Source organism: Bacillus sp. TCT6, from assembly GCF_056033845.1.
Genome location: NZ_JBVYHX010000001.1, coordinates 284,982 through 297,493, shown reverse-complemented (window position 1 = coordinate 297,493; position 12,512 = coordinate 284,982). Strand labels below are relative to the sequence as shown.

6 protein-coding genes are annotated in these 12,512 nt (G+C 33.4%); 1 reads left to right on the top strand and 5 read right to left on the bottom strand.

Annotated features, from left to right (window positions below; translation table 11 throughout):
* Positions 1-125: 125 nt before the first annotated feature.
* The 4 genes from AC0ONG_RS01390 to colA all read right to left on the bottom strand — a co-directional run bounded on the left by AC0ONG_RS01390 (position 126) and on the right by colA (position 7,631).
* Complete coding sequence (locus AC0ONG_RS01390) at positions 126-2,102, bottom strand: methyl-accepting chemotaxis protein (protein ID WP_000486200.1); 1,977 nt, start codon at positions 2,100-2,102, stop codon at positions 126-128.
* Between the two features lie 249 nt (positions 2,103-2,351).
* Positions 2,352-3,926 carry a flotillin family protein gene (locus AC0ONG_RS01385; protein WP_000154996.1) on the bottom strand — a complete coding sequence of 525 codons (1,575 nt, stop codon included), beginning with the start codon at positions 3,924-3,926 and terminating at the stop codon, positions 2,352-2,354.
* 12 nt (positions 3,927-3,938) lie between these two features.
* Positions 3,939-4,487: an NfeD family protein gene (locus tag AC0ONG_RS01380; RefSeq protein ID WP_001173143.1), complete on the bottom strand. Its 549-nt coding sequence runs from the start codon at positions 4,485-4,487 to the stop codon at positions 3,939-3,941.
* Between the two features lie 246 nt (positions 4,488-4,733).
* Positions 4,734-7,631, bottom strand: coding sequence for a collagenase ColA (gene colA, locus AC0ONG_RS01375; protein ID WP_001036431.1), 2,898 nt, complete (start codon positions 7,629-7,631; stop codon positions 4,734-4,736).
* A 268-nt stretch (positions 7,632-7,899) separates the two neighbouring features.
* Here colA and opuD point away from each other — a divergent pair, with 268 nt between their 5' ends.
* On the top strand, positions 7,900-9,450 hold the full coding sequence (gene opuD, locus AC0ONG_RS01370) for a glycine betaine transporter OpuD (protein WP_000591601.1): 1,551 nt from the start codon (positions 7,900-7,902) through the stop codon (positions 9,448-9,450).
* 166 nt (positions 9,451-9,616) lie between these two features.
* Here the strand turns inward: opuD and AC0ONG_RS01365 are convergent, their stop codons facing one another.
* Positions 9,617-12,394: a leucine-rich repeat domain-containing protein gene (locus tag AC0ONG_RS01365; protein ID WP_153599396.1), complete on the bottom strand. Its 2,778-nt coding sequence runs from the start codon at positions 12,392-12,394 to the stop codon at positions 9,617-9,619.
* Positions 12,395-12,512 lie beyond the last annotated feature (118 nt).

Below are 12,512 nucleotides of genomic sequence, written 5' to 3'. Positions count from 1 at the left end.
AAGATAGAATTTAAAGAAAATACAGTTTTTTATTATCATAACACGCTTACTATATATTTCTTTCTTTTTTATCTTCATAAAAAAAGAAACGAAGCATAAGCACTACTTCGTTTCTTAACAGTTTATTATATTTTAAACTTACCAATCATCTCTTGTAATTCTTCTGCCATTTGTGATAAATGAACTGCTGCTGCATTTATTTCATCTACTGAAGCTAATTGTTCCTCAGAGGAACCAGCAATATTTTGAACGCTTGCCGCATTTTCTTCAATCGTAGCTGCAATTTCATTAATAGATGCACTTACTTGCTTTGCATCTACCGTCATTTGTTTTGCTACATCTACCATGCTATCAATTTGTACAACTGTATCATTTGTAGACTTCAATATTTCGGCAAAGCTTTGCTTCGTTTCATTTGCAACTACAAGTCCTGATTGTACTTCTGTTCCAACTTGATTCATAGAGCTTACTGTTTCTTTTATATCAAATTGAATCTCTTTCACTAGTTTTCCAATTTCCGTAGAAGACTTTCCTGATTGTTCTGCTAGCTTTCGCACTTCATCTGCTACAATTGCAAATCCTCTTCCTTGCTCTCCAGCTCTCGCAGCCTCAATTGCCGCATTTAACGCTAATAAATTTGTCTGTTCTGCAATATGTTGAATCACTTCAAGAATTGCTCCAATTTGTTTCGACTTATCGTCTAACAAACCAATGATTTTGTCTGACTGTGAAACAGAATCATGAATTAATTGCATTTGATTCACAGTTTTTTCAACTAACGTCCCACCATTTTCAGCTTTTTTCTTGGTATACATAGAGGCTGTAGATACTAATGAAGAACTATCTGCAACACGCTGAATTCCTTCTGTAACTTCTTCTAACAATGTTGCTCCTTCTTCAACTTCTTTCGTTTGTATTTCTGCACCACTCGATACTTGCTCTATCGCCTGTGTAATTTGTTCCGTTGCTTCGCTTGTCTGCTTCATACTAGCTGTTAATTCTTCTGAAGATGCTGCTACATGACTTGCTGAAATGTTTATATTGGAAATGACACTATGTAACGATGTAGCCATCTCGTTAAAGCTTTCTCCTAGCTGTCCAATTTCATCTTTAGAATGAACTGTAATTGATTCTGTTAAATCGCCTTCACTAATCTTCTTCGATGATATAACAAGTTGTTTTAACGGTTTAATAATAGACGCAATAATGAAGTAAATTACAATCCCACCGATTAGTAGCGAAATTCCAAGAACAGTTATTGTTTTATAGAAAATAGGTTCAGCCGCTTCGATAATTTCTTTGGAAGGCATAATTCCTGCTATTTTCCATCCAGTTTTCTTATTCGTTTTAAAAGTGATATTACGATCTTCACCATCTAACGAATAATGAACATCCCCAGCTTCCTGTTTATACAATTCTTTACTAAGTTTCTCTTCTAATTTCTCTCCTGGCTTCAGTGTCGGGTGCGCTACTACATTTTTATCTTGATCAAATATTGCTACATACCCTTCCTTACCGATATTAACCATCTTGGAAGTAGTAACAATATCATTAATGATTAAGTCAATCCCAAGAACGCCACTTTTATCCTCATTTTGTTTTGCTAGTGTAATAACAATATTACCTGTCGTTTTTGACTTATATGGAGCAGTTACAATTACTTCTCCGCTTTTCTTCACTGCCTCTTTATACCAATCTCTTTCTGTAGGATTATATCCATCTGGCATCTGAATAGCTGGTGATTGAATAAACTGTCCATTACTAGATCCTGTATAGATTGCTTCCATTTCTGGATGCAGTTTATTGTATTCTTCTAGTTTATTTTGTATGTTTTGAATTTGATCTGCTTGGTAACTTGATTGTGTGAATAATTTTGTAAAATAAGTTGCATCTATTTTTTTACTATCCAATTCTTTATTAATTACATTATCCAAAATTTTTATATTATCTTTCGCCGAGTTCAAAATCGTTTCATTAAAATTCGTCTTCGCCTGTTGATAAGACGTCCAACCAATTACAATACTTGGAAGAATTAAAATAATAATAAATGATACAAGTAACTTTGTTTTTAAACTACTACTCCTTAATTTCCCTTGAAACATACTTCTACCCCTCCATACCGTTTTAAATGTAATTAATTAACATTTAATCTTTCTATAAAAATAATACAATTTAAATGTATCGATGAGACTCTCTATCTTTTTCTACATCATAAAGAATTGATACATACCTTTTTCATTCTATATAAATTAAATAATTAAAACAATATATAAAAATGTATATTATTCGAAATATTATAATTCACTGAAGAACCTCTAGTATCTCACTTACTAGAGGTTCCTCCCGCTTTACTATTCTTTATCTTTTTCTACTTCTTTTTTCGCATCTTCTACTACAGATACAACAGGTTTATCGTTTGATAATTGTTGTACTGCTCCTTTTCCAGCAAATCCTTCTAATAACTCTTTTAAATCAATGCCAGAAGAAGCTTTTAATGTTTCTTGCATCGTTGCCATTAAATCAGTCGCATAACCTGCAACTTTTCCGGCGCCGCTATTTTTACCACCGCCACCTGTATCGACAACTGTAATTTTATCAATGTTGCTAAGTGGGCTTGCAACTTCCTTCGCATAACTTGGAAGCATGTTAAGAACCATATCCATAATCGCCGCTTGGCCATATAACTCAAATGCCTCTGCAATTTTTTGTTTCGCTTCCGCTTCTGCTAAACCTTTTAATCTGATAACATCTGCTTCCGCTGTACCTTGTGCTTTTTGTACTTCTGCTTTTGCTTGACCTTGCGCTTTTTCGATTTCCGCCTTCGCTAAACCTTCTACACGAACTTCTTCTGCACGTGCTCTTGCTTCCGCTTCAATTTTATATTGATCTGCATCTGCTTTTTTCATTTGTTTTACTTTTTCCGCTTCTGCTGATTGTTCAACAGCATAGCGATCTGCATCTGCCTTTTTCTTTACTTCTGCATCATATTGCTTTTCACGACGCGCAATCTCTTTTTCTTCTAATTCAATTTGCTTTTCACGTTCAATGATTTTAACGCGCATTTGCTCTTCTGTAACACCTTGTTGCGCTTTTGCTTGTTGTAATTCATAGGAAAGATCTGCATCTGCGCGAGCTTGTTCTTGATCTCTCTTATAAGATTGTACTTTTAACTCTTTATGTTTTTCAGCTTCAGCGATTTGTGCATCACGTTGATACTCAGCTTCTTTTGCTTCTTTCTCAGCACGAGCTTTTTCAATTCGTGCCTCTTTTTCACGCTCTGCATTTGCAACTGTTGCATCACGCTTAACCATCGCAATTTGTGGCTGACCAAGTGCATCTAAGTAACCGTTCTTATCCATGATTTCTTTAATTGTAAAGGAAACGATGCGAAGTCCCATCTTCTTTAAATCTGTAGAAGCTACTTCATGTACCTTTTGAGCGAATTGCTCTCTATTACTATAGGCATCTTCTACTGTCATAGAAGATAAAATAGCACGTAGATGACCTTCTAAAACTTCTTTTGCTTCTATTTTCAACTCTTCTGTTTCTTTTCCTAAATATTGTTCAGCTGCTGTAGAAACTTCTTCAATGGTAGATCCTACTTTAATAATAGAAACACCATTTACTGTAATCGGTACACCTTGTTTCGTATACGTATCACGTGTTCCCACTTCTAATTTGTAGTTTAATAGACTTAAAGGCTCTGCTCTTTGCATAATCGGAACTACGAAAGTACCGCCACCACGAATAATCTTAATCTTCTTTCCATCATCAGTGGTAACTACATTTTTCCCGCCACCAAGCCAGTTTCCAGTAACAATTAATGCTTCATCTGGTCCAACTGTTCGATACTTTGTAATGAATACTAAAATGAGTAGAATTAAAATTGCGAGTAATACTCCACCGATAATTAATGGAATCGTCATGTAAATTCCCCCTTATAATTTTGGTTTCTTTAAAGAATAAGCGATGTTCTGTACAAGTAAAACACCATCTTGGACTCCCTCGATAATAACCTCTGTTCCTTGCGAAATATCTTTCTTTCCAACTGTTTTAGCTAGGATTGCATTGTTTCCAAATTGGGAGGAAATTAATACTTCACCAAACCCTTCTGTAGGAATAGTCGTAATGACCTCTCCTTTGCAACCGATGAATTCATCCATACGTTGCACCGTGTTTTGTTCTGCTTCTGCAATCGGTTTTAAAATTAGTATTTTCATGATGAATACACCGATAAAAGATATAGCAAATGCAGCCCCAAAAATAAGAATACTATTAAAGGAAAATAAATATTCTCCTATATAACTAAGTCCACATAACATGGCGAAAAAACTAAGTAATAAAGTAACAACGGATACAGATCCGCCTCCAAAACTAAATATGGATTCAAATATATCTCCAAAAAAGATATAAATTACAGTGAGTATAGTAGCAATAATAAATCCGTATAAATAAATTGTTTCAAGTGGATAACCAAACAAAGCCATTTCTTATCCCCCTCTCTTAAACAATCCCTTTTTTGTTATGTGTATGCCCCACCTCTTTCAAAGATTATCGTTCTAAATTTTCAGTTATTTACCCTTTAAAGAAAAGCCTGTAAGACAGGCCTCTAAAAAAGAACAGGAGAAACCTATTGTGACAGGCTCCTCCTAGAAAATAACCGATATATTATATATCTATATAATATACTATTTTCCACAAAAAGTAAAGTTAAACATACATTGGAAAAGTACTTATTTTACTGACAATTCGTATGTTCCATCGCCATTATCATATTTATATACATACAAGTAATACTTACCTGGTTTTGCATTAAATTTTGCTTCTATATGATTCCCATTAGCTTGACCGTAAGCCGCATAATTTTGCATATCTGATTCATGGTGAAGTACCCATGTCATCCCAATTCCATACTCATTTAAAACAGAAATGTCGATATCTTTCGCTGATGCTACATTAAATGTATAAACATCAGTGTGGTCCCCGCCAATAAGATTACCTTTTATCGTACTATTTAGCCCGATACGATTTGCTTCCTCTGGACGATTATTTGGTTCTGATTCTGTTAAACTTCCATCTTTAATCGTAACAGTTGTTTCGCTTCTGCTCTCTTTTCCTTTATCATCTTTTACTCTTAACGATACTTTATAAGAACCTTCTCTTTCATATACATGTACTGGATTCACTTCTGCACTTGTGCTTCCATCTCCAAATTCCCATAAATAAGAAACAATTTTTCCATCTTCATCGTTTGAGCCATCACTTTTAAATTGAATTCCCTCTTTTACAACTCCATTATAAGGCCCGTTTACATTAACCGTCGGAGCTTTATTTTCTCCATCATCTTTTGCGATTCCATGGAAGACTACATCATATTCAAATTCATTTGAGCTATTCACACGATAATTGACGAAGTATGCTGTAACAGTTTTGTAGCCACTCCATTCTTTTTGCGCCAATTGTTCTAAAGATTCATTTACTCTTTTACTCATTGCTTTCCAATCTTCTGATTCACCTTTTGTGACACTACCTGTATACGTACCTTCTAATGTAAATGTATTAAAGAATTGAGAATTATGTTTTGTCATTTTTGTATCTTTCATAGGCAACGTATCACTAATTTCTTTCTTCACCGCTGTTAACGACTTCGTTGCATGTTCAGCTAAATAATCATCAGCTACTTCTGGTACAGTGTATGTATCTTGATTATTAATTAACTGCTGCATATACTCTTGATACTCTTTATTTAACTTAGGATCTTTACTTAGATTTTCACGATATGCATCATAATTTTTCACGTCATTCGCACGAATTAAATCTTGAATTTTATCAAATGTTTCAAACTGATGCGTATATAAGTAAGACTGCAATGCGAACGAGTAATTATAGAAATCCCAAGAACCGTATTTAGCAAATAGTGTGCGCTCTGCAGTATAACGGCTTGCAGGATCAGATGATAATCCGCTAATTATACTCTTTCTTGGTACAACGTTATTCGTACGAGTAGAGCCTGCGAAAAACTCTGCATTTCCTTCTTGGAACCAAGTTAACCTTTCATTTTGATACATATCTCCTCTTCCAAATAAACCAGGAACTTCATATCTCCCTTGCAGATAATGAGTAAATTCATGACGGAATAACTCTTCTAAACTATAAATACTTTGCTCTGGTGTACGCTCATATGTAAAGAATGTTCCTGTTTCTTCGATATAAATTCCACCGTTGTTTGTTTCATACCCATACAATTGTCTATTTAACTGATATTCATCTGGACTATTATAAATTACGATTGTTAACACATCATCCGCATTTCCTGGCTCTAATGCTTTGTCATTTCCAATTACACGGTGATACTGTGCCTTTACTTCCTTCGCAGCCCAATATAATCTCTTAATTTTTTCTTCTGATACTTTATCTCCTGTTTTGAACACAATTGATCCATCATCGAATGTATACGTTTTTGGTAAGTACTGCTCTTTTCCTTCTTTACGTATTTTCTCTAAATCTACTGTATTCCCGCTATAATCTTTACCATTATAATTTGTTGTAATTTGTTCTACCGCAACAAAATATGGTTCACTTAAGTGTGGGTACATATGCATTGCTTGTGTAACAACCTCTAATCCTTTATTCGGATTGCTATGAAATTTCCCTAAACGGCTTGCAAAATAAATACCATTATTAACGAGCCATTTATTTTCTGACGTTACTTCATTTAAAAGAGCAATACGATTTATTTCATTAATAAACCCATCTACTTTTCCATACCACATCGTTTCATTCGCTTCTTTACGGGCCTCAACTAAATACGACTGTATATCATAGTCAATCCCTTGCATAATATCGTATATTGCTTGTCCCTTCATTCGATCATTTACATAAGTAGTAAAATTATCATTGTATTGCTTTAAAATATTTGATGCGTATTGAACTGTTTCAACATCACTTGATGCATTACTAATTAATTTTCCGTATGCAGATACGACTGTATCTTGTTCATCTGTACCAAGCTTAAAGTTTGGATTTTTTGCGATTGCTTTTAAAGCAGGTAAACATTTATCCTGGAAGCTTCTTTCATTTAATTCACTTAATTCGTTATTATAAAATGCCAGATAAAAAGCGGAACGCAACACTTCAGTAAACGTTTGAATTCCTTTTGAATCATCTTTCGTAAATGTACTACCTCTATGAGCTAATTCATCTATAATGACTTGCATTTTTCCTTTATCTTTATAAAAGGCCTTTGTGTCTTCATTAAACTGGAATAAATCTGTAATTTGGTGCCACTTAATACTGCCTAATGTTTCAACTAATTCTTGATCATTCATTTTGTTTAAATCAGCCATTGAATAGCTTTCTTTAACTTGCTTTACTGCCGTTTTCTTCGTAATAGATGCTGGTCGCTGTGAAAAATCGCCTACTTTTAAACGTTCTTGAAATGATAAGGTTTCATCAACTTTTGAAACATGCCCAACTTCATCTACTGGCTTTTCAATTCCAACCGGTTTCGTTTTTAGCACATTATACGGTACTTTTTCTTCCGCTACTGCATGAGTTTGAAGTGCCCCTAACGATAAAGCCATTGTACTAATGCTAAGCATCACTTTATTGATCTTTGATTTCTTGTTCATATCCTTGCCCCCTATTTTAATATTCCATTCAAGAATTTAACATAAAATCTGGATGTAACAATATAAAATGCAATATTTCATATTATTTCTTCCTATAATTTGTACATATCGTGAACACCCTTTCCTTTATCTAACCTCCGCTGATTATGAACTTATAACAATCAAAATTCCCTTTTACAAATATTAAAAAGAGAATTTTTTGACATTTCACCCCTTAATTGTTATGGTTAATATAATTGTTAACTTTATTAAATAAAGGTGGGATTCTATGATAAAAAAAGAGAACAGTGTATTTTATATCTCCATCTTGCTTACAACCTTATTTATTATATGGGGTGTCATACCAGCAAGCTGGATACAAGGCCATGATTTACAAAGTATCACATCTTCTTTAAACTCATTTATCCTCAATAAATTTGGATGGTTTTACTCTCTACTTATGACCACAATGCTTGTTTTAGCTACTTATTTAGCCTTTTCAAAATACGGTTCTATTCGTCTTGGTAAAGATGGAGAAAGACCAAAATACAGCTATTCATCTTGGTTATCCATGTTGTTTGGAGCAGGAATGGGGATTGGACTCCTCTTCTATGGAATCGCTGAACCGATTTCACATTTTACAGATCCATTAACAGGAAAAGCAGGTACAGAGGAAAGCGCCAAACTCGCTATGCAATATTCATTTTTCCACTGGGGACTCTTTCCGTGGTCACTATACGCGATGGTTGCTTTAACAATTGCATATTTCACATTCCGCAAACAAAAAGGTAGCACAATTGGGGCTACAGTTACTCCATTATTTAATCGATCGAAAAATTCTCCTATCGGAAAAACAGTCGATATTTTGGCTGTTTTAGCCACAGTATTTGGCATTGTGCCATCTGTTGGGATTGGTGCTCAACAAATTGCCGGAGGATTAAGCTATTTATTCCCTTCTATTCATAACACTTTACTTACTCAGCTCGTACTTATAGCTATCTTCGCTGTTTTATATTTAACAAGTGCGCAAACTGGCTTAGATCGTGGGATTAAATATTTGAGTAACTTGAATTTCTCTCTCGCAGGTATTTTACTCGTCTCCTTTTTAATTTTAGGACCAACTGTATTTATTATGAAATATTTCACATCTACACTCGGTTCTTATATCGGCGCTTTACCTAGTATGGGATTAAATTTAGGAGCATTTAGTGAAAAATCTTCTTCTTGGATTGAAAACTGGACTATTTTCTATTGGGGATGGTGGATCTCTTGGTCTCCATTCGTCGGTACATTCATTGCTCGTATTTCTAAAGGGCGCACAATAAAAGAATTTATTATTGGAGTTGTATTAGTCCCAACTCTTATCTGTACATTTTGGTTTGCAGTATTTGGCGGTACCGCTATCCATATGGAAATGTTCCAATCGCTTGGGATAGCTGATGAAATCGCAAAAAATGGTACAGAGATTGGATTATTTGCTGTTATTTCGCACCTACCATTCTCTACATTTTTAACGGTTATCGGGTTAATTTTAGTAGCCACATTTTTCGTTACTTCTGCCGACTCGGCAACATTTGTTGTTTCAATGCAAACGAGTAACGGAAGCTTATCACCGAAAAATAGTTTAAAACTTATATGGGGATTAACAATCGCGATCATTGCAGCACTTTTATTACAAGCTGGAGGATTAAATGCACTACAAATTGCAGCTATAATCGCAGCACTACCATTTTCTATCGTAGTCGTTCTTATGGTTGCTTCGCTATTTAAAGAGCTGCGAAAGGAAGATGTTAATTCGCAAACGAAAGAAGTTCCGCAAAAAATAAAAAAGATTATGTAACAATTGGCACCTCAAATTACTTCTGAATCCGTGATGACTGAGAGAAAAAAGAAAATTAACAAACCCCATTCGTATGAAATATAATTTTCATACGAATGGGGTTTTACTCTATCTATTACACAAAAGACAAACATTAATTATATACAATAATAAGATTAAACGTTATTTATTTCTTAAATAACCTCTTTCTAAATACGAACATACTTAGTGCGGAAAGAACAAGTGTTATTCCAGAAAGTAAAGTCGATGTGCTAGCTTCACCGCCTGTTGATGGTAAAGATTTCTTTCCTTCCTCCGTCTTATTAACATGTTGTGTATTTAAAGTATCTGCTGTTCTGCCTTCGTTTTCAACAACCTGATTATTTCCTTTTGGCTCTTTTACTTCCTCTTTCGCTTCTTCAACTTCTTTTGTTGGTTCTTTCACTTCTTCTTTTGACTCTTCCACTTCTTTCGTTGGTTCTTTTACTTCTTCTTTTGACTCTTCAACTTCTTTTGTTGGTTCTTTCACTTCTTCTTTTGACTCTTCCACTTCTTTTGTTGGTTCTTTCACTTCTTCTTTTGACTCTTCAACTTCCTTTGTTGGTTCTTTCACTTCTTCTTTTGACTCTTCCACTTCCTTTGTTGGTTCTTTCACTTCTTCTTTTGGTATTAATTTTTCTACTATATTCTGCATTACAATGCCACTATATAATATGCCAGTCTCATAATGATCTGCATCTAAATCAAATTCATATATTTTTTCTCCTAAAGTACGCCAAATGATTCCCTCATCAGTAAGAGTTCCACCTTCACTCTTTAGTGTAATCTTTTCAATTGGCTCTCCCTCTAAATCATATACAGGTATTTTCACTTCTTTATTTATTTCTGCATCATCCAAAATGACCTTTTGCCTTCTAACATCAATTGTTACCCACTGACCTAATTGTATTAATGGCCTTACATCACGAATCTCATTTTCAGCTAATTTTAAACTAAGTAAGTCTAACATTGAGCCAAGAACCGTTACATCTGTAATACGATTCTCAGTAAGATTTAACCACTGTAAATTTTTCAATGAAGATAGCGGTGTTATATCTTCAATTTGATTATGAGATACATTCACATTATTCAATCGTTTCAAGTTTGAGATGAAATCAATATTTTTCAGGCCTACTCCTTCTAAAGTAAGGTTTTCTAAGTTCGTCATGTACTCTAAACCTGTTATATCTTTTATCTCATTTCCTTTTTCTTTAAGTATCTCTAATTTTTTAACCTGTAATAAATCTTCTTTTGTGATAGGAGCGTTTAAGTTCTCTCTACCTAAATTCTCTTTATTAATATGTTGTTGTAAAGTTTTATCGAGAATTACATTTGCACGTTCTTTTTGTTTTTCAACTATATTCTGTATAACCGTACCATTAAATCTTATTTTACTTTCAGTAGAATTAGTATCTAGTTTAAATTCATATATTTTTTCTCCAGGACTATTCCATTTTATAAATCCGTTATTCAGAGTAGCCCCCTCACTTTTTACATTAATATTTTGAATTGGTTCTCCCTTAAGGTTGTATACTGGGATTTTTAATTCCTCATCTACGCTTGCTTCATTTAAAAAGATTTTTTGTCTTTGAATGTCAATTGAAATTCGCTTACCTAATTCCTCAACAGGCCTTACGTCAGAAATTTCATTTGCTCCAAGATTTATCTCATGTAAATTTGTTAAAGTGCTCAACGGCGATATATCAGAGATATAATTCTCTTCTAAATTCAGCACTTGTAAATTTCCTAATTGAGATAATGGTGATATATCTTTTATTTCACTATCAGCAATTTCTAGTTCAATAAGATTACTCATTTTACTAATAGATTCAACATTATTAATTTTATTGTTCCCTATCCATAATAGTTCCACATTATTTAATCGATCAATTCCATTAAGATCACTGATTTGATTATTTGCTAAGTATAATTGTTTCATAGTTGATAATGTAAATAATGGCTGGATATCTTTAATGTTATTACCGATTAAATCTAATGTTTTGATTTTTTTCATTTTACTTAATGGTGTAAGATCAGAAATTTTATTATCTCTTAAAAAAAGCATATTAATATTCTCTAATTGCCCAATTGGATGAATACTTTCAATTGAATTAGAAGTTAAATCAACGTACTTCAAACTTCTCAATTTCGAGATAGCTGATATATCTGTTACATTAGACTCTCGTAACGTCAACTTCTCTAAATTTGTCATATACTCTAAACCAGCTATTTCATTTATCCCTTTACCTGAATAAATGGATAATGTTTTAATTTGTAATAAATCTTTCTTTGTGATTGGCGCATCTACATTATCTCTATCTAAGTTATATTTATTAATATATTTTTGTAATTGCTTATCTAATATTACATTTCCGTTTTCATCTTGTTGCTCCTCTTTATTTTCCTTTTGTTTTTCTGAAACATTGTTTTCTAAATTTATAGCATTTACTTCAAACTGCACTTGATATTTATTATCATAGGCCATCGTTGGAATATAAATATGCATTTGCATATTGTATGTTTTTCCTAATTCTCCAACTTCAAATTGAATAACCTTCGTCCCATTTTTCTTTTTGTCTTCTGATAGGACCTTTACATCATGAAACACACCTGGCGTATGAATATCCTCTGTTTTCAAGTATTGGAAGAAATCACTATCACTTAACGTTGCTGTTACAATTTTCTTTCCATTCTCAATTGTTAATTTCGGATCCTTTATATAAACAGCTGCCATAGACTCTTCATTCGTTTTATCTTTATACGCTTTAATAACAGCATCATATGTACCATCTTCTAAACCTTGTCCCGTTTTATTCGCCTCAATTGCCACTGCCGCTAAAGCAGGTGTTGAATAAACAGCAAACGGAAGTGATAACGCCGCCGCTATAATCATTGCATTTATACGTTTTCTTTTATTTTGTTTCAACTTTACATCTCCTCCAAAATATATAATTCGAAATGTAATCATTTCTCGAATAAATGATAATGATTTTCATTATCATTGTCAACTAAAAAAATAAAAAGTTTACAAAAAAAGAACCTCT

Coding starts and splice junctions, on each gene's coding strand:
- AC0ONG_RS01385 (WP_000154996.1), bottom strand. CDS start 3,926: ATGACGATTCCATTAATTATCGGTGGAGTATTACTCGCAATTTTAATT.
- AC0ONG_RS01390 (WP_000486200.1), bottom strand. CDS start 2,102: ATGTTTCAAGGGAAATTAAGGAGTAGTAGTTTAAAAACAAAGTTACTT.
- colA (WP_001036431.1), bottom strand. CDS start 7,631: ATGAACAAGAAATCAAAGATCAATAAAGTGATGCTTAGCATTAGTACA.
- opuD (WP_000591601.1), top strand. CDS start 7,900: ATGATAAAAAAAGAGAACAGTGTATTTTATATCTCCATCTTGCTTACA.
- AC0ONG_RS01380 (WP_001173143.1), bottom strand. CDS start 4,487: ATGGCTTTGTTTGGTTATCCACTTGAAACAATTTATTTATACGGATTT.